Origin of the sequence: Arthrobacter sp. USHLN218, assembly GCF_037144715.1 — a bacterium.
In the GTDB taxonomy this organism is placed as follows: Bacteria; Actinomycetota; Actinomycetes; order Actinomycetales; family Micrococcaceae; genus Crystallibacter.
Map to the genome: position 1 here is coordinate 430,066 of NZ_JBBCYT010000001.1, position 18,006 is coordinate 448,071.

Annotated in this window: 16 protein-coding genes; 7 read left to right on the top strand and 9 right to left on the bottom strand. The window is 69.7% G+C overall.

Features of this window, described 5'->3' with window-relative positions; translation table 11 throughout:
• Positions 1-90: 90 nt before the first annotated feature.
• Positions 91-894 (bottom strand): 1,6-dihydroxycyclohexa-2,4-diene-1-carboxylate dehydrogenase, encoded by an 804-nt coding sequence (locus WFH44_RS01910; RefSeq protein ID WP_336711310.1) that lies wholly within the window; start codon positions 892-894, stop codon positions 91-93.
• Positions 891-2,240 carry an MFS transporter gene (locus WFH44_RS01915; RefSeq protein WP_336711311.1) on the bottom strand — a complete coding sequence of 450 codons (1,350 nt, stop codon included), beginning with the start codon at positions 2,238-2,240 and terminating at the stop codon, positions 891-893. The genes WFH44_RS01910 and WFH44_RS01915 overlap by 4 nt, the downstream gene beginning before the upstream one ends.
• A 265-nt stretch (positions 2,241-2,505) precedes the next feature.
• On the opposite strand from WFH44_RS01915, the gene WFH44_RS01920 reads away from it, so the two are divergent.
• Together WFH44_RS01920 and WFH44_RS01925 are read left to right on the top strand one after the other, a co-directional pair.
• On the top strand, positions 2,506-2,856 hold the full coding sequence (locus WFH44_RS01920) for a PadR family transcriptional regulator (RefSeq protein WP_336711313.1): 351 nt from the start codon (positions 2,506-2,508) through the stop codon (positions 2,854-2,856).
• Between the two features lie 2 nt (positions 2,857-2,858).
• Positions 2,859-3,227 carry a DUF1048 domain-containing protein gene (locus WFH44_RS01925; RefSeq protein ID WP_336711314.1) on the top strand — a complete coding sequence of 123 codons (369 nt, stop codon included), beginning with the start codon at positions 2,859-2,861 and terminating at the stop codon, positions 3,225-3,227.
• Positions 3,228-3,362: 135 nt separating this feature from the next.
• On the opposite strand, the gene WFH44_RS01930 is transcribed toward WFH44_RS01925, so the two are convergent.
• Together WFH44_RS01930 and WFH44_RS01935 are read right to left on the bottom strand one after the other, a co-directional pair.
• Positions 3,363-3,947, bottom strand: coding sequence for a DUF3237 domain-containing protein (locus WFH44_RS01930; RefSeq protein ID WP_336711315.1), 585 nt, complete (start codon positions 3,945-3,947; stop codon positions 3,363-3,365).
• Positions 3,948-3,957: 10 nt separating this feature from the next.
• Positions 3,958-5,364, bottom strand: coding sequence for an alpha/beta hydrolase family protein (locus WFH44_RS01935; protein WP_336711316.1), 1,407 nt, complete (start codon positions 5,362-5,364; stop codon positions 3,958-3,960).
• A 360-nt stretch (positions 5,365-5,724) separates the two neighbouring features.
• Here WFH44_RS01935 and WFH44_RS01940 point away from each other — a divergent pair, with 360 nt between their 5' ends.
• Complete coding sequence (locus WFH44_RS01940) at positions 5,725-7,323, top strand: flavin monoamine oxidase family protein (RefSeq protein ID WP_336711318.1); 1,599 nt, start codon at positions 5,725-5,727, stop codon at positions 7,321-7,323.
• A gap of 53 nt (positions 7,324-7,376) precedes the next feature.
• Entirely contained in the window at positions 7,377-8,054 is a 678-nt protein-coding gene (locus WFH44_RS01945; protein ID WP_336711320.1) for a Rid family hydrolase, read from the top strand.
• On the opposite strand, the gene WFH44_RS01950 is transcribed toward WFH44_RS01945, so the two are convergent.
• From WFH44_RS01950 to WFH44_RS01960, 3 genes are all read right to left on the bottom strand, one after another.
• Positions 8,027-8,683, bottom strand: coding sequence for a hypothetical protein (locus tag WFH44_RS01950; RefSeq protein WP_336711322.1), 657 nt, complete (start codon positions 8,681-8,683; stop codon positions 8,027-8,029). The two genes, WFH44_RS01945 and WFH44_RS01950, sit on opposite strands and share 28 nt — an antisense overlap.
• A 69-nt stretch (positions 8,684-8,752) precedes the next feature.
• Entirely contained in the window at positions 8,753-9,175 is a 423-nt protein-coding gene (locus WFH44_RS01955; RefSeq protein ID WP_336711323.1) for an organic hydroperoxide resistance protein, read from the bottom strand.
• A complete protein-coding gene (locus tag WFH44_RS01960; protein WP_336711325.1) occupies positions 9,172-9,621 on the bottom strand; it encodes a MarR family winged helix-turn-helix transcriptional regulator in 450 nt (149 codons plus the stop codon). Before WFH44_RS01960 ends, WFH44_RS01955 begins: the two co-directional genes overlap by 4 nt.
• Positions 9,622-9,797: 176 nt before the next feature.
• Between WFH44_RS01960 and WFH44_RS01965 the strand changes: the two genes are divergently transcribed.
• From WFH44_RS01965 to WFH44_RS01975, 3 genes are all read left to right on the top strand, one after another.
• Positions 9,798-11,999 carry a S8 family peptidase gene (locus WFH44_RS01965; RefSeq protein ID WP_336711327.1) on the top strand — a complete coding sequence of 734 codons (2,202 nt, stop codon included), beginning with the start codon at positions 9,798-9,800 and terminating at the stop codon, positions 11,997-11,999.
• A 191-nt stretch (positions 12,000-12,190) separates the two neighbouring features.
• Positions 12,191-14,881, top strand: coding sequence for a hypothetical protein (locus WFH44_RS01970; protein WP_336711328.1), 2,691 nt, complete (start codon positions 12,191-12,193; stop codon positions 14,879-14,881).
• Positions 14,882-14,916: 35 nt separating this feature from the next.
• Positions 14,917-15,963, top strand: coding sequence for a nuclease-related domain-containing protein (locus WFH44_RS01975; protein WP_336711330.1), 1,047 nt, complete (start codon positions 14,917-14,919; stop codon positions 15,961-15,963).
• 30 nt (positions 15,964-15,993) lie between these two features.
• On the opposite strand, the gene WFH44_RS01980 is transcribed toward WFH44_RS01975, so the two are convergent.
• Both WFH44_RS01980 and WFH44_RS01985 read right to left on the bottom strand, forming a co-directional pair.
• Positions 15,994-16,857, bottom strand: a complete 864-nt coding sequence (locus WFH44_RS01980) for a hypothetical protein (protein ID WP_336711331.1) — start codon at positions 16,855-16,857, stop codon at positions 15,994-15,996.
• Entirely contained in the window at positions 16,854-17,678 is an 825-nt protein-coding gene (locus WFH44_RS01985; RefSeq protein WP_336711333.1) for a hypothetical protein, read from the bottom strand. The genes WFH44_RS01980 and WFH44_RS01985 overlap by 4 nt, the downstream gene beginning before the upstream one ends.
• Positions 17,679-18,006 lie beyond the last annotated feature (328 nt).

Here is an 18,006-nt window from a genome sequence, read left to right on the forward strand (position 1 = left end):
CCAGGCACAAGCAGCTCAAACAAATGCGGTGGCCGGCAGAAAAGCCGGCCACCGCCGTCGTTATTAAGGGACCGGAAAGGCCCGGTGGCCTTACCCCTGGTCTCCGCCGCCCACGGGCAGCACCGAGCCGGTGATGTAGGACGCCTCGTCGGAGGCCAGGAACAGGATGGGTGCAGCCTGCTCCGCCAGCGTGCCGTAGCGCTGCACGTGCGTGCTGGCGACGGTCTGGTCTACGATCTGCTGGTACCACTCGCTTTCCTGCTCGCTTTGCTGATCCGGATTCCGCGGGATCTTCCGCGGCGGGGCTTCGGTCCCGCCCGGAGCCGTGGCCACGACCCGGATGCCCTTGCCGGCAGCCTCAAAGGCAAGCGAGGCCGTCAGGGCGTTCACTCCGCCCTTGGCCGCCGCGTACGGGACCCGATTGATGCTGCGCGTGGCGATCGACGAAACGTTGACGATGACGCCGTTGCCCCGCTCCGCCATGTGGGGCAGGGCGGCGCGGCAGCACCAGAGCGTCGGGAACAGGGAGCGGCGGATCTCCGCTTCGATCTGCTCCTCTTCATAGTGCTCGAAGGGCTTCGCCCAGATGGTGCCCCCGACATTGTTGACCAGGACGTCGATGCGGCCGAATTGGGCGACGGCTTCGGACATCAGGCTGGCCGCCCCGGCGTACGTCTCCAGGTCGCAGGTGAAAGGGTGTGCCGTCCCTCCAGCGTCCCGGATTCCGGCGGCGACATCGAAGACCAGGTCCGAGCGGTCTGCCAGCACGGTCGCTCCGCCTTCGGCTGCCACCTGCCGGGCGACAACGGAGCCGATGCCTTGGGCCGCGCCCGTAACCACGACGACCTTGTCCCGGAAGCGCCGGCGAACGGCGGCCGGTTCGGGCGCGCTCACTTGGCTTCAGCCAGTTCGGCCTCGGCGGCGGGCTGCGATGCGCGGGACCGCACGAGCAGCGTGGCGACGGCGGCGATGGCCAGCGGCAGCGCCAGGATCATGAAGTAGCCCGAGACGCCGAAGCCGGTCAGGATCAGCCCGCCGAGGGCCGATCCGACGATGGAGCCGAGGCGGCCGATGCCGATGCCCCAGCCGGTGGCGGTGGCGCGCAGCTGAGTCGGGTAGGCGTTGGCAATGAGGTAGTTCAGGGCCAGCTGCTGGCCGCCGATGCCGAACCCGGCCAGCGCAATCAGGATGAAGACCAGGGTCCAGTTGCTGCCGCTGAGGCCGAGGCCGAGCGCGATCAGGATGCCCGTGGCGAACATCGCCAGGAGCAGTTTCCGGGCGTCGACCTTGGGCAGGATGATCGAGAGCGGGATGGCGAACAGGATGAAGGCGCCGTTGACGGTCACGGTGCCCATGGCGGCGGTGGCGCCGTCGAGGCCCAGGGTCTTCAGGGCGGTGGGCATCCACAGCAGCAGCAGGAACCAGGCGATCCAGTTGAAGAGGTACGTGGCCCAGACGGCGACCGTCACGGCACGGTACTTGGCGGAGAAAAGGGCAGATACCGAGCTGCGCTCTTCCTTGTTGTCTTCGGTGACGAGGACGCTCTCCGGGCCGACCGGGCTGCCGGTGACCCAGGCCAGGATCTTGCGGGCCTGCGCGTGCGCGGCCGGAGCGGGCCTGGTCGCCAGGTAGACGGGAGATTCCGGCAGGGCCTTGAAGCAAAGGAGCAGGAGGGCGAGCGGCAGGGCGCCGCCGATGAGGAAGATTCCGCGCCAGCCCACCAGGGGCAGCCAGGCCGCGGCCACCAGTCCGCCGATCATGGCGCCGCCGGGCAGGCCGAGGATCACGAGGGTCATGAAGGTGCCGCGGCGCTTCTTCGGGCTGTACTCCGCAGTCAGCGCCAGGAGGGCCGGCGTGGCGCCGCCCATGCCCAGCCCGATCAGGAAGCGGAGCGCGATGATCTGCCCCAGCGAGGTGGCGAAGGCGCCGGCCAGCGAGAACAGGCCGAAGATCAGCAGCGCCAGCAAGATGGTCTTCTTCCGCCCGATCCGGTCGCCGAAGGTGCCCAGGCTCATGGCGCCGATCGCCATGCCGATGGTGCTGGCGGTGATGACCCACGTCATGTCGGTTGCCAGGAGCCCGAAGTCCTCGGCAATGGCGGGGCCGATGAACGCAATGGACTGCGTGTCGAACCCGTCCAAAAGGGCGATGGAAAAGCACAGGCCGATGACCAGCCAGCGCCTGGCGCCCATCGGCGCGTTGTCCAGCGCACGCTGGACATTGAAAGTGGAAGTTGTCACGGTTCCTCAATTCGGGGAGGGCTAAAAAAGGGAGTGGACCCGCATTTCGAATAGTGGTGCGAGTCACTAGCCGTCCATATAGTCCCCGACGCGATCATGTACAGACAAATAAGATTTGGGGCCGGATTGATACCCCAATGGTCCTAATCGACGGTGGCCCCGGCGGTGGAGGGGGTGGTCGGCAGAAAAGCCGGCCACCGCCGTTCACTACTCAGTGTTACTATGTATCAGTATCAAGTACTACTAGGTAGCGGGAAGGGGGCTCGTGGCCAAGCAGATGACAGAGATGCTCAAGGGCACGCTCGAGGGCATCGTTCTCGCGATTCTGGCCATGCGGCCGGCGTATGGATACGAAATCACGGCGCGGCTGCGGGAACAGGGCTTTTCCGACATTGCCGAGGGCACCGTTTACGCGTTGTTGATCAGGATTGAACGGCGCGGATTCGTGGATGTGGAAAAGGTGCCGTCCGAAAAGGGGCCGCCGCGAAAGGTCTACTCGATCAACTCGCTGGGCGGCGAATACCTCGAAGAGTTCTGGGGGGCTTGGAGCTTCCTCGCGGAACGGATCGAACGGCTCCACCATCATAGGGAACAGCCGCAGGGTGAAGGGGAATAATTGTGGCAGCAAAATGGATCGAGGCCCTCGCCGGGTCGCTCGAGCAGAAGAAGCAATACAAACAGGACATGGCCCGCATCGATTCCCTCCCCGAACCGTACGGACGTGCGGCGCGGGCAATGCACCGGTACCTCATGTACTACGGCGGCGCTACCGACGGCGAGACACTCCTCTTGATGTTCGGTGACCTGGCCGATTTGTGGGAGCGTGCCGCCGCCGACGGTATCCCTGTGCGGCAGATCGTCGGTGATGATCCGGCCGACTTCGCTGAAAGTTTTGCCCAGGCCTACGGCGGTAAGCAGTGGATCGAAAAGGAGCGTGCGCGCCTGGCTGCGGTTATCGATGACGCCGAGCGGGAAGAGGGGAGCTGATGGCGGAGCCCGCTGTCCGTGCCGTGGCCGGATGAGGAACTGCTCCCCGGGAGGTTGACTGAATGATCAGTTATGACTCCCGGGGAGCAGCTCAAAGGCGGGCACCGCCGTCGTTATTGCCCCGGCCGCGACGACCTAGGTGAGGACGAAGACGCGCACGAGGACGGCGTCCCGGGCCGGCTTCAGGGAGTTCAGCGTGCCCACGAGGATGCGCCGGTTCAGCCAGTCGTGCGGGCCGCTCGGCGCGGTGACCGTCAGGAACGAGCGGGCGTAGCGGTTGTCCGGGGTGGGCTGGTCGATCAGGACGTTGTTGACCACGTTGAGGACTGTGCCGTCGTCGGCGCGCAGCTCGTAGGTGGCTTCGAGCATGCGGATGCCGTCCCCGCGGATGAGCTGGCGGTCCGCGCCGCCGGCCTCGATGGTGCCGCTGATCCTCGGGCCGCGGAACCGGCCGCCGGTGATGGGGACGATGCGGCGGCCGCCGAGCGGGCCGGCGCCGAGGTCTTCGCTGGGCGCGATGTCGACGACGGCCTCGAAGGCGAGCTCGGTGCCGACCTGGTCCATCGGGATGCTGGCGAGCAGGTCGCCGAACTTCTTGTCGGTGAGCGTCGGCTGGGTGCCCTTGCTGTCGGCGGCCGCGGCCGAGCCGGCGGTGGCGAGCCCGGCAGCGGCGGCGAGGCCCGCGCCGAGCATGGCGCGTCGCTGGATGGTGTTGGTCATGTCCACTCCTTTAGCCGTTCCACACGCGGTCGTTGATGAATTCCGCCGGACGGAAATCCACGAAGGCGGCGCCGTCCAGGCCGAGTGATTCGGCGCTTCGCTGCAGGACCGAGGTCTTGGCGGCGTCGGCCCAGCGGCCGGTGTCCAGGCGCTGGTCCATGGCCTGGACCGACGCGACGTTCTCCGCCACGGTGAAGCTGCAGTGCCCCTCGCGGTCCACGAAGGCCTGGCGGAAGAGCGGGTTTTCGCCGGCCCGGCGGACGGTCTCCGCATACTCTTCCTGGTATTCGACGGGCGCGAGCAGGTCGACGAGCGTGTGCGTGGCCAGCAGCGGGATCTGCAGCTCGCCGGTGGGGGTGGAGGTGCGCTGCATCCAGGCGAGGCCGGCCTCGTCCGGGGCGATGTCGGCGTTGGCGGTCAGCGTACGCAGGTCCTTGGGGAGGTCCAGGCCGGCGAGCCGGTACATGTGCTCGACCTGCGGGCGCTGGGCGGAGGAGCGCAGGATCTTGGCGTAGTCCACGCCGGCGGTCCAGCCGCTGTCGCCGCCGGCCGCGTTGACGATGGTGTGGCGCCGCTCGATCACGGTGGGCAGGGTGTTGAGCACCAGCTGTGCTTGGGCGGCGGCAAGGGCATCGGGATTGTCGACGTCGACGCCGTGCAGTTCCGTGGGGGTGTTCAGCAGCGCCGCGACGAGGGCGATCCGGGCCCGGCCTTCCGCCGATTCCGTGGCCTGCTGCAGCGCAGCCTTGAGGCTGGCAATGGTGGCGTTCGACTGCTCGGGGGTGGTGAAGCCGGTGAGTCGGACGTCCTGGCCTGGCAGCAGCAGTTCGGCCGCGGCGTAGGCGGCGTCCAGCTGGTAGTTGTTCAGGGCGACGCCGCCGCCGACCAGGCCGCAGGTGCTGACGGCGCCGTCGATGCCGGCGTCCGGAATCTCGGCCATCATGCTGGTCACCAGTCCGCCCATGGAGCGGCCCATGGCGATGACGCGGTCCGCCTCGCCGAACTGCTCCTCGAAGGCGGCGAGGGTGTCCAGCTGGTCCTGCGCGGCGGTTTCCAGCGCCCAGCCGGTTGCGGCGTACGACGACGAGGCCACGGCGTAGCCGCGCTTGACCAGTTCGCTCGCGGTGGGCGCGAAGCTGTTGTCCCAGGCCGGGTTGGCGGGGCCGGCGCGGAATCCATGGGCGAACAGGACCAGCTTGCCGTTCCAGCCGGCGGGGACCTCGGCACGCCAGGTGGCGCCGTTGGCGAGAGTGCCGGTGGCGACGGAGGGGGCGGCTTGGCTGGCGGCCGCGGGGGAAGAGCCGTTGGCGGCCGGGGGAGCGGCAACCGCGGCGGGGAGCGCGGCGGCCGCGAGGACGGCCGAGAGGGCGGTGGCGGAAACAATCGTGCGGCAGCTTTGACGCAAAGTACGGGTCATTGGGGAACCTGACTGTTAGATCGTTTAATCGGACAACTAATGCTTATCTGAACGATTGAAAGTGTCAATGGTCACAGGGCGATTTGTTTTGCCGGTCTGCTGGCCGGCAGTTCCGTGTGATGCAGCTCCGTGTGATGGCGCGGGCGGCCGCAGCTGCAAAGCCCGACGGCGGCGGGGCATCCTAGGCGGCAGCGGCCGGACTGTCGAGGGTCCGGGTGCCGGTTTACCGCGCGGACACGGAGTTTACGTGCGCGGTTTTTGGCTTAACGCCGCCGGAATCTTCCCGGCCACCCCCGGAAACGAGAACTGAATAGTTTCACCTGTGTCAGTTCAGCGGACGGCATTGATGAGGAGACGAAGTTGCCCAACACCCGCAGGGATTTTCTGAGATATGTAGGCATCGCCGGGGGAGCCGGCGTCATGTACGGCACGATGAGCGCGATGGGCCTGGCTCCGGCAGCGGCGGAAACGCCGGCGTATACGGCTCCCAACGCGGGAGATCTTCGGGGCCGCGGCCGGAAGACCGTGGCCGTGCTCGGGGGCGGCATCGCCGGCCTGACCGCGGCCTACGAACTCGGCAAGGCCGGCTACAAGGTGACCGTGCTGGAGGCACGCAACCGGCCCGGCGGGCGGAACTGGACGGTCCGCGGGGGAACCAGCGAGACGGACCTGAAGGGCATCGCCCAGACGGCGAAGTTCACCAAGGGCGAGTACATGAACGCCGGGCCGGGCCGCATTCCGCAGCACCACGTGACGCTGGACTACTGCCGCGAACTCGGGGTGGCGATCGAGCCGTTCGTGAACCAGAACGCCGACGCCTACCTCTACCGCGAGGGGAGCACGGCGCTGTCCAACACGGCGGTCCGGCACCGGGCCGCGAAGGCGGACGTCTACGGCTACGTGTCGGAGCTGCTGGCCAAGGCGACCGACCAGGGCTCGCTGGACGGCTACCTCACTGCCGCCGACAAGGAGGCGCTGATGTCCTTCCTGGGCGGCTTCGGCGCGATCGGCCCGAAGGTCGCCGGTGACGCCGCGGCCAGCTACAAGTACACCGGCACGGGGCGCCGCGGATACGAGGTTGAGCCCGGCGCCGGGCTGGAAGCCGGAACCCCGCTGCCGCCCTACCCGCTGAGCGACGTGCTGGCCAGCGGCGTGGGCAACTACTTCTCCTTCGAGTTCGGCTGGGACCAGGCCATGATGATGTTCCAGCCGGTCGGCGGCATGGACCGGATTCCCTACGCGTTCGAGAAGGCCATCGGGCTGGACAAGATCAAGTACGGCGCCAAGGTGCTCGATCTGCGCAACACCCCGGCCGGCGTCGAGGTTGCCTACACGAATCCGGGCGGGCAGTCCAAGGTGCTCGAGGCGGACTTCGCGATCTGCGCGCTGCCGCCGCACATCGCCGCCAAGGTCCCGGGCAACCTGTCGGCCGAGGCCGTCGCGGCCCTCGCCTATGCGCAGCCGGCCGACGCGGGCAAGATCGGCATCGAATACAGCCGGCGCTGGTGGGAACTGGACCACCGGATCTACGGCGGCATCACCAACACCAGCACCGGACTGGGCAACATGTGGTACCCCTCCAGCGGCTTCCACGGCGAACGCGGAACGATGATCGGCTACTACAACACCGGCGCCAGCGCCCGGACCTACGGCGCCATGAAGCCGGCCGGCCGGCTGGCCTCGGCACTCGAAAAGGGCGCACAGATCCACGGCCCCGTCTACGGCCAGGACGTTGCCTCGTCCTTCTCGGTGGACTGGAAGAACGTGGAGCACTCCGAGGGCGCCTGGGTGGGCTGGCCGTCGCAGACCGACGACAAGTACAAGAGGCTGCTGGAACCGGACGGCAACATCTACTTCGCCGGCGACCACCTCAGCCACGCCATTGCCTGGCAGCACGGCGCCATGGTCTCGGCGCGCGCCAGCGTGACCGCGCTGCACAGCCGGGTGATGGCCGCATGATGCGCCGCATCCGGTCCGGCCGTACCCATCCGCACGTCCCCGAAAGGAACCCCATGACCCGCCGCAAGCTGCCGGCGATGGCCGCCGCCGCCGTCGTCGTTGTGTCCCTCTCCGCCACCGCCGCGGTGGCCGCGCCGGAAATCGCAAAGAAGTTCGGCGGGCCCAAGCCCACCGAGACGGTGTCCATGCTGCCCCAGGGGCAGGACAACCCGATGATCGCCGAGGGCGTGGCGATCGGGGCCAATACCGCCATCTACAAGAGCAGCGGGCTCGGTCCGGCGACGAAGAATGCGGCGGCACCGGCCGGCAGCGAGGAACGCTACATCGACACGGACATCTTCCCCGGCGGGGAGCTGCCGGCGGGCGTGACCATCACCGAGGCCCAGGGGATCAACGTGCTGGCGCGCATCGGGGAGAACCTTGAGCGCGCGGGGCTGTCGTACGACGACGTCATCACCATGCGCGTGTTCCTCCAGAATCCGGACGGCGAGGAGCAGATGGATTTCGCCGGCTGGAACCGGGCCTACCGGCAGTACTTCGCGAACACCAGCCTGGCGACCGGGAAACCGGTGCCGGTGCGGCTGGGCACCGCGGAGCCGGCCGAGCCGCTGGTGGTCAATCCGGCGCGTCCGTCCCGGTTCGCGCTGGAGATCGAAAACCTGCCGGTGGACGGCTGGCTGGTCGAGGTGGAGGTCGACGCGGCCTACCCCTCGTCCGCGGGCGGGAAGTAGGAGCCGCCCGGGCGGCCCGGAGAGCCGCCGGAGGCGCCGGCATGGGGGCCGGCGCCTCCGGCTATGTCCGCAGCGGGACGCCGCCTGGCGAGTAAAGTCCCGGCGGCGAGCGAGCCGAGCAGGCCCGCGGCGAGGTCGCCCACCGTGTCGTCGTAGCCCACGTTGATGTCGCTGCTGACCAGGTAGTAGCCGAACCATTCGCCGAATTCCCACAGGACGCTCAGCAGGGCACCGAGGGACAGGACGTGCAGGATGGTCCGCGCTCCGGCGGGGGGAGGCTGCGGCGCGGGCTCGAGCCAGCGCTGCCAGAGGCGGAAGGCCAGGGCGGCCAGGACCCCGGTAGCGGCGAAGTGCACCGCCAGGTCCAGCGCCGGGACGGCCGTGTACCAGTCGAGGACGGTGCTCCACGAGGCCAGCAGCAGCACGGCGCTGGTGGCGCCGTCGAGGACGGGCTGCGTTCCGGCGGCCCGGGTGAGCAGCTGGCCCAACAGGACCAGCAGGAACAGCAGGACTTCGACCAGGCCCCAGCCGACGAGCGCGGCGAGGACGCTGAGCAGTCCGAGCACGCGCAGGCCGTCGGCGAGGCGGGCTGAGGGTCCGTCCGGGCGGCGGAGCAGCATATCGATCACGTCGGTGCCTTCCTGCCGGTTTTCGGATTCTACCGGGCGGGGTTGCGCCGAGGGGCCGGCGGGCGCGGATCAGTCGTCGGCGAGTCGGAGCTCGACGTTGATGTTGCCGCGGGTGGCGGTGGAGTACGGGCACACCTGGTGCGCCTGTTCGAGCAGGGCCTGCGCGTGCTCGGCGGGCACGTTGGGGAGCGAGGCTTCCAGGACGACCGCGAGGCCGAAGCCGCCGCCGTCCAACCGGCCCAGGCTGACCTGCGCGCCGACCGCCGAGTCGGTGAGGTCGGCCTTGGCCTGGCGGGCCACGAGCTGCAGGGCGGAGTGGAAGCAGGCCGCGTAGCCGGCGGCGAAGAGCTCTTCCGGGTTGGTGCCGACGCCGCTGCCGCCGAGTTCGACGGGGGCGTCCAGCTTGAAGTCGAGGCGGCCGTTGGCGGAGCGGGTGCGTCCGTTGCGTCCGTCGCCGGTGGCCAGCGCCTCGGCGGTGTAGAGAGCAGTCATGAGGGGGTCTCGCTTTCGGTCGTCTGCAGGGTGGTGGAAATGCGGTGCAGGGTCTCGCGCAGGGCGAGCAGTTCGTCCTGGTCCAGGCCGGTGGCTGCGGCGATCCGGCCCGGAACATCCACGGCCTTGGCCTGGAGTTCGCGGCCGGCCGGGGTGAGCCGGACCAGGACACGGCGTTCGTCCTCGGGAAGACGGCTGCGCTCGACGAGGCCGAGATGTTCCAGCCGCTTCAGCAGCGGGGAGAGCGTGCCGCTGTCCAGCTGGAGTTCCCGGCCCAGCTCGCGGACCTCCAGCCCGTCGCCGTCCCAGAGGACGAGCATCGCCAGGTACTGCGGATACGTCAGGTTGAGCTCCTTCAGCACCGACCGGTAGAGGCCGGTGGTGGCCCGGGAGGCCGAGTACAGGGCGAAGCACACCTGCTGGCTGAGGGTCGGGGAGTCCGGCATCCGTCTACAGTAGCGGGCAATTCAATTGTGCACAACTAATTGGATGGCCACCCTGCCGAGCCGCCTGTGGAAAACCCGAGCCGCACGCATGGTTAACCGTTATGATCAGACCGGGGCGCGAAGGATGGGTTTCCGTATAGCGCCCGTTCAGTCTCGCGCCTCTCCCAAGGATTTCCATGCCCGTGTTCCGCCCCTCCCGAGCCGTGTTCGGCGCGGTTCTTTGTTCAGTCCTGCTGGCCGGCAGTTTCGCCGCCGCGCCGGCGGGGGCGGCGGAGCAGCCGGGCCGGCCGGCGGTATCGGCCCAGCCGGGGGACCAGCTCGAAACCGGCGGCGGCGGGCCGGCGGCGGGGCGTTTTATCGTGAAGTTCAAGGAGCGGGCCGGGCGCAGTTCGGTCGGCCGGAGCAAGGCGTACGGGCGGGCGGCGAAGGCGCTCGGCGTCGCGGTCGAGGAGGTCAGGACGACGGCGACGGGTGCCCGGGTGGTGGTGGCGGAGGAGCCGCTCGGCAGCGCCCAGGCCGCAGACCTGGTGTCAGCGCTGGACGCGAACCCCGACGTCGCCTACGTGGAACCGGACCGGCTGATGCGGCCGCTGGCCGCCGCGCCCAACGACGAGCTGTACCGCCTGCAGTGGAACCTGTGGGAGGACCGGGCCGGCCTGCGCGTGCCGGCGGCGTGGGACGCGAGCACAGGGGAAGGCGCGGTGGTCGCCGTCGTTGATACCGGCATCACTGCGCACAGTGACCTGGCCGGGCGTGTGCTGCCGGGTTACGACATGGTGTCCGATGCGCAGATGGCGCGCGACGGCGACGGCCGGGACGCGGATCCGCGGGACGAAGGCGACTGGTTCGGGGCGTTCGAGTGCGGCGACAACCAGGCCGGGGAGGGCTCGTCCTGGCACGGCACGCACGTGGCGGGGACGGTGGCCGCGGTGGCCGGCAACGCGAAGGGCGTGGCGGGCGCGGCGCCGGGCGCGAAGATCCTGCCGGTGCGGGTGCTCGGGGCCTGCGGCGGCTTCATGTCCGACATCGCCGACGCGATCGTCTGGGCCGCCGGCGGGGCTGTGGACGGCGCGCCGCTGAACGCGAATCCGGCGCAGGTTGTCAACCTGTCGCTGGGCAACCTGGGGCTGTGCTCGCCGACCACGCAGGAGGCGATCAACTATGCCTACGGCGCCGGGACCGCCGTGGTGGTGGCGGCGGGTAACGAGCATGTGGACGCGGCGCATGCGAGCCCGGGCAACTGCCGGAACGTCATCACGGTCGGGGCCAGCGGGCGCGACGGGCGCCGGGCGGCCTATTCGAACTACGGATCCCTGCTAGACGTGACAGCGCCGGGCGGGGACATGGCCGCGGCCGAAGCGAACGGAATTCTGTCCACCTCCAACGGAGGGGCGAGGGCGGCGGGAGCCGAGTCCTATGCGTACTTGGAGGGGACCTCGATGGCGGCACCTCACGTGTCCGCGGTAGCGGCGCTGCTGATGTCGCCCGCCGGCGGAGGCCTGTCGCCCGCGGCGGTGGAGAAGCGCCTGAAGTCGACGGCGCGGCCGCTGGCCTCGGGATGTTCCGTGGGCTGCGGCGCGGGGCTGGTGGACGCGGCTGCGGCGCTCACCGGCGTGGCACCGTCGGCGCCGCGGGCCACGCCGTCGATCCGGCCCGGGGACCTCGTGGCCTACGACGCCCGCGGGCGGCTCTGGAACTACGGCAAGAGCGGGTCGTCCGCCACCCGGAAGCTGATCGGCGCGTCCGGGTGGACCACGATGGACGAGCTCCACACGGCGGACTGGAACGACGACGGCTACATCGACATCGTCGCCAAGTCGAAGGCCGGACGGCTCTACCTCTACACCGCACGGCCCGCCGGCGGCTTCTCCCGCTCGACGATCGGCAGCAGCGGGTGGGGGCCGCTGGACCTGACCCTGGCGCGGTGGAAGAGCGGGGACGACTACCCGTCGATCATCGCGAAGGACCGCAGGACCGGAAAACTCTACGTGTACGGCAACACTGCCGGTTCGCGCCCCTCGCCGCGCTACCTGCTGGGCAGCAGGGGCTGGGCGCAGTACGCGCTGGCCGCCCTCGACTGGGACAAGGACGGGTGCAAGGACCTCGTGGCACGGACACCGGCCGGCCAGCTGAAACTCTTCCGGGGCGACGGCGAGGGCGGCTTCATCAGCGAGTTCCGGCTGATCATCGGCCGATCCGGCTGGGACAAGATGGGCAACATCGTCAGCTCCAACGGATTCGGGGGAGCGGGCACCAGCGGCCTGATCGCCCGCGACGCCGCCGGCAAGCTCTGGTACTACCAGGCGGACCGGAAGCGCTGGGCCGTGCCGCGCCTGATCGGCACCGGCTGGGGCGGCTACCTCGTCGCGGAGCAGTAGGGCACAATCGCGGCGGCCCGGCACTTTGTCAACCGCCCGCCGTCGGACCCCAAGGAAAAACTAGGGTCGTACTGGGGTATGAAAGCTTTCACTTAACCGATTACTCTTTTCGCGGGGGAATGGCCTCGGCTTGCCGGGCATAGTCCTGTGGCTCGGAGCCGGTTCGCGGTTCCGCTGATTTTGGGGGAACCGTGAAACAACGTCTTGCTGCGCTGATGGCCGCCGGAATCCTGGCGGCCGGGAGCATCATGCCCGTCGCCGGGCCCGCCGCTGCTGCCGAGGAAACAACGACGACGGCGGGGCAGGCCTCGCCCGGCGGGGCTCCTTCGGCGGGGACTGCTCCGACGCCGTCCCTCGCCACCGCGTCCGCGCTGGCGACCGCGTCCGCGACGGCACCCGCCGTGGAGCTGGACCTCCTCGCGCGCGAGGCCGGCGACCCCGAGCTCAGGTTCGAGGGCCGGGCGGTCAACGCGGCGGGGAAGACGGTCCGGCTGGAGGTCTACCGGGACGCGAAGTGGCAGGAACTGTGGGCCTCGGACGCGCTGGCCTCCGGCGACGCCGACTTCAAGCACACCCAGAAGCTCACGGCGACCGGCACGCAGAAGTACCGCGCCGCCGTCGTTGGCACCACCGCCGTCTCCGAAGCGGTAGAGGCCGACCTGGCCCGCGCGACGGCCGCGACGGCCCCGGCCGCATCGGCGACACCGACGCCCACCCCGTCGCCGACGAAGACTCCCGCCCCGACGGTATCCGCCACGCCGACTCCTGCACCGACGGCGTCGTCCACGCCGACTCCTGCACCGACTACGTCGTCCACGCCGAAGCCCGCCCCGACCGAGGCGCCGGTAACGGCACAGGCCGAGCCGCAGCCGGTCCGGAACACTGCCGTCCCGACGATTTCGGGCAGCGCCGTGCTGGGCCAGAAGCTCACCGCAGCTCCCGGCACCTGGACCACCGGCGCGACGCTGACCTACCAGTGGCTGCGCGACGGCCAGCCGATCAGCGCCGCGACGGCCGCCACCTACACCGTCGCCACCGCGGACGCGGGCAAGCGGCTGAGCGTGCGCGTCACGGGGACCAAGGCCGGCATGACCTCCGCGACGGCGACGTCGGCCGCGACGGCGAAGGCCGTCCTCGGCACGGTGGCCAACACCGTCGCCGCGAGCGTCGGCGGCAGCGCATATGTGGGCAGCACCCTCACCGCCAAGGGCAGCTGGACGTCCGGCGCCACGCTGAAGTACCAGTGGCTGCGCGGCGGCAAGGCCATCACCGGGGCGACCCTGGCCACCTACAAGGTGACTACCGCCGACCTCGGGCTCAGGCTGTCGGTGAAGATCACGGCCACGAAGGCCAACTACCTGGCCGCCACGGTGACCACCGCCCAGACCGTGGCCGCCGCGTACGCGCCGGCGCCGTCGGACGCCACCTACCAGTCCTTCACCGCGCCCAACGGGCTGACCGGCCAGTACCACGTCTACGGCAACAACGTGGACCGCTCGCAGAAGGTCGGCGTGCTGTTCGTCTTCCACGGCGACTACAGCTACGCGGCGCAGTCCTACGTGCACCAGCCCAACGGCGCCGTGATGAAGGCGATGGCGGCCGAGGCCGCCAAGAAGAACATGATCATGGTCCCGGTGATCACGCCCGACAAGAAGGGCGGCATCACCTGGTGGGAGGACGTGGACAAGAACGGCGACTACTTCCGCTCCCTGGCCGCGATGGTCATTTCCAAGTACGGCGTGGACGCGAGCCGGGTCTGGCTGCATGGCTACTCCGGCGGGGCCGAGTTCATCACGTTCGAGGTGCTGGCCGACCGGCAGGGCTGGATCAAGGGCGGCGGCGCGACGATCGTGGGCGGCGGCGGATGGCGCGGCGTGCCGACTGCGCCGACCGCGGCGGTCAAGGCGATGAACCTCAACTGGATCTCCGGCAGCCTCGACGGACTCGGCGGCACGACGCTGGCCACCTGGTCGGCGCTGGACACCGCGAAGAACTCCCGGACCATGTACGCGGGCCTCGGCTTCACGAAGACCACGATGACGGTGCTGCCCGGCGTCACCCACTACACCTACGACATGCCCGCGCTGCTGGCCCGTGACCTGCGGGTGCTGCCGGACAAGGTGCTGCCGGCCAACACGTCCGCCAAGGTGCTCGCCGGCGACATCGCGGCGGTCGAGGCTGGCGGCTCGCTCTACGTCTACCCGTCCGCGAAGGGCGGGGACCTGGCCCGGCGGACCTTCGTCTCCGGCGGCTGGCAGTCCGCCGTCTCCGTGGACGTCGCAGACTGGAACAGGGACGGCATCCAGGACCTCGTGGCCAACTGGAAGTCCGGCAAGCTGACCGTGGACTTCGGGCAGGCTGCCGGCGGGTTCAAGCGCACGGAGATCGGCCGCTCCGGGTGGCAGGGCTACGAGATCCTCGTGACCAACTGGCGCCAGTCGGACCAGTTCCCGGGCATCGTCGCCAAGAACCTCGCCGAGGGCAAGCTCTACGCCTACACCAATCCGGCGGGCGCCGGGCACGGGGCCCGCACGCTGATCGGCTCCTCAGGCTGGCGCGACCTGAAGGTCATGGCGATGGACTACGACCGCGACCGCAAGATGGACCTCGTGGCCAGGACCACTGCGGGGCAGCTGAAGCTCTACCGCTCCAACGGCGCCGGCCGCTTTGTCGCCGAGGACCGCCGGGTTGTCGGCAGCTCCGGCTGGAACGCGATGACGCACCTCTCGGGCATCTCCGACCACGTGGCCGCCGGCGAACCGGGCATCCTCGCGGGCGACCGGAACGGCAACCTGTACCACTACGGCGTCGGCACCAACCGGATCCTGAAGCGCACCGTCATCGGCGTCGGCGGCTGGGAGTCGCTCCGGCTCGGGTCCTGATTTTTCGATAACTGCATAGAGCAAGCGGGGGAAACATGATGGCAGGGGAGAGGGCCGCGGAACAATCCCGGCTGGCTGGCGAACGGGCGGCCAAGCTGCGGCGGCAGGCCGAGCAGGCTGAGCGGAGCGCGAGGTCCTGGGCGGCCGGCGCCGCCGGGGAAGTCCGGGTGGCGGCCGAGCTCAGGGAGCTCGAGGCCCGAGGCTGGCGGCTGCTCAACGACGCCCACTGGCCGGGACGGCCGAAGGCCAACCTGGACCACGTGCTGGTGGGACCGGGCGGGATCCTGGTGGTCGACGCGAAGAACTGGACCGGCCGGGTCGAGCTGCGCAACGGGCGGCTGATGCAGAACGGCTACTCGCGGCTCCGGGAGACCACGGGTGTGCTGGAGCAGGGCGCGGCCGTCGCCGCTGTCCTGGAACCCCGCCACCGGCGGCTCGTCCAGGGCTGGATCTGCCTCGTCAACCAGCCCGAGCTGCGGGCGGAATCCGCCGACGGCGTGAGGGTAGTGGGGCTCGCATCGCTCCAGTCCGCGGTCAGCGTCCTGCCCCCGGTTCTCGAGCAGGCTGAAATCGAGATCGTCTTCCACCACCTGCGGCAGCTGCTGCTCGGACCCAGCAGCCCGCAGCTGCTGAACAGCGGCGCCGCCGGCGTGCCCGGTCCACGGCCGGATTATTCGCCGGAACCGGTCCAGATCTCTTTGCCGGACCAAGCACTGCATAGGAACCTGCAGGCTGAGGGACCATCAGGCCTGCCGGCCACCGCACCGGCTTCCGATTCACCTACTCCGGCTGCACCTGCCGGACGTCGGCCCACCGCGGCGGCGAAGGGGCGTCGGTCTGCCAAGGGCCGCCGGCGGCAGCAGCCCGGCGAATACGCGGCGCCCGCCGGCAGGCGGCGCAAGGGAAGCGGGGGACGCCGGCGCGCTGCGAGGAACCGGCGCGCCGATGTAGTCCGCCTGATTGTGTTCGCGGTCATCGCCGTCACAGCCTGGAACATTTCGGGAAGCCTCGATCAGCGGAACGCAGCCCCGGAGCAGCCCCAGCCGCCGGCTGTGTCCCAGACCGTGGATACATCGCCGTAGGAGACAAAGCCGGCGCCAGCCGTCGTCCAGTCACCTGCTGAACTCGACGCGGATCGAATTGTCGTCCGGGAGCACCACGACGGTGCCGTTCTCCGTAGTCCAGCCGTCGTGCAGGAAGAAGAAACGGCCGCCGCTCAGTACCAGGAAGCGCAGCCCGTCATACCGGTACAGGGGCTGCTCCTTGGTGCCCACGTCGCTCACCGTGACCGCGTCGGCTCCTATCCCGAGCGGCTTCGGGCTGTAGACCTCCGCGCGGGGCAGGGACTGGACGTTATGTTCGAAATTGGCGGCGAGTCCGCGTCCGACCGCCTGCGCATAGTCAGCGGTGCCCCAGAACAGCAGCAGGGTCACGATGCTCAGGACGAGCGTCGCTTCGACGGCGCGCTCTTCCGCCCTGAGGACCGGAGCATGTCCGGCCCGGGCGTGGCGCCTCAGCCGGAGGCCCCAGGCGGCGACCAGGACGCCGCCTGCCATGACATACGGGGCAAAGATCGCTGTCCTGGTGGGCTGGAGGAAGGCCACCAGCAGGCCGACGGCGGCGATAACGACGGCGACTACCGCCGCGCTACCGGCGACCTTGGCCGCCAGGGTCCGGTGGCGGTCTTCGTCGATCTGCCGGCGCAGCCACCTGTCGAGGGCGAGCCAGATGATACCGACGATCAGGAGCAGCACTAACGGCAGATACAGGGCGCTGATGCTGATCAGGATGTAGTCCTGGGCGGCGTAGCCAAAGAGGCTCTCGTCCAGCCCCATGCTGCTGGCCTGGGCATCCGCACGTGCCCAGCCGAAATAGAACAGCAGCGCGGTCACCACGGTGATGGGCGGGCCAATGGCCGAGATGACGCCGAGCACACGCGACCAGAGCGAGCGTCCTTCGTCAGGCGAGTCGGTCACCGGAACAGGCCCGCAGGGACACCGGCCGGTGCCCGGTCAGCACGGGCAGCGGCCGACGGCGGCAGGCCGCTGGGACCCGGTTCCGGTTCGATGGGGACGGACTCGCCAGGGTTTGGGGCGGGTTCGACGGGGCCGGGTTCGCCGGGGGCCGGACCGGGCTCGCCGGGATTGACGGAGGGGCCGTTGTCCGGGGGAGGCTCGACGCCCGGACAGGCGCTCGGGTCGCCGACATACTCCATGTCGACTGATTCGGTGACGAGGAAATCGCCGTCGGCGACGCTCACCGTCGTCGAACCTGCCTGGGCGGACGGCGGGGCCACGAAGACGAAGTCCGGCCCAAGCGGTTCGACCGGCACGGTTACCGGCGCCGGCTGTGCACCGACGACGACGCTGCGGATGCTTCCGGCGGGGAGGCCTCCCAAGGTGCCGATCATGTGCATCTGGGTGCCGCCGCACACAGAGGCCTCCGGGTTTCTCCCGTTGTTGTCGCTTCCGTCATTGTCCAGCTCGTAGAACGTCGGATCGCAGGCCAGGCCGCTGCCCTCGACAAGTTGGTAGGCCACGCCCGGGTTCCGCTGCCGGAAATCCACCACCGACCGGAGCACCGAATTGGCGGTGCTCGACCAGCAGTCCGTGTCCGTGACGGGAAGTCCTGCCAAAAGCTCCGCTCCTTGGGTCCAGGCCGCCTCGTCGCCGGCGACGGCAAGGCAGAACACTTTCGCCACGTCCTGCACCGTCTGGGGCTGCTCGCCCGGTTCCGCGAGCTGGTCGCAGTTCCCGCTCTTGAGGTACAGGTACCAGGTCGGATCGCCCCGGCCCACCGGTCCGACCGGCAGCCAGCTGATGACCGGGGCCCCGGCGCCCGCCGGCGGACCGCCCGGAGCCGCCGGTCCCGGCGGTACGAACTGGCCGTCGTCGGGCCCGCCCTGCGTCGGTACCGGGGACCCCGGGTCGGTGCCGGAACCGGTACTGTCACCGGCGCCCGGGCCGCCCGGTGTCCCGGCCGTCGCCGTAGGATTTGCGGAGCCGCCCGGGCCCTGGGCTGTACCTGTCGTGGCAGGTGTGCCCTCCCGGGCGAAAATCCCGCAGCCCGCGATGAGGGAAAGGCTTGCCGCCGCAACGACAGCGGCAAGAGGATGATGGCCATGT

What these genes read in the sequence shown, in the direction of transcription:
- WFH44_RS01975 (WP_336711330.1), top strand. Translation starts at nt 14,917, where the DNA reads ATGATGGCAGGGGAGAGGGCCGCGGAACAATCCCGGCTGGCTGGCGAA.
- WFH44_RS01965 (WP_336711327.1), top strand. Translation starts at nt 9,798, where the DNA reads ATGCCCGTGTTCCGCCCCTCCCGAGCCGTGTTCGGCGCGGTTCTTTGT.
- WFH44_RS01935 (WP_336711316.1), bottom strand. Translation starts at nt 5,364, where the DNA reads ATGACCCGTACTTTGCGTCAAAGCTGCCGCACGATTGTTTCCGCCACC.
- WFH44_RS01945 (WP_336711320.1), top strand. Translation starts at nt 7,377, where the DNA reads ATGACCCGCCGCAAGCTGCCGGCGATGGCCGCCGCCGCCGTCGTCGTT.
- WFH44_RS01955 (WP_336711323.1), bottom strand. Translation starts at nt 9,175, where the DNA reads ATGACTGCTCTCTACACCGCCGAGGCGCTGGCCACCGGCGACGGACGC.
- WFH44_RS01960 (WP_336711325.1), bottom strand. Translation starts at nt 9,621, where the DNA reads ATGCCGGACTCCCCGACCCTCAGCCAGCAGGTGTGCTTCGCCCTGTAC.
- WFH44_RS01930 (WP_336711315.1), bottom strand. Translation starts at nt 3,947, where the DNA reads ATGACCAACACCATCCAGCGACGCGCCATGCTCGGCGCGGGCCTCGCC.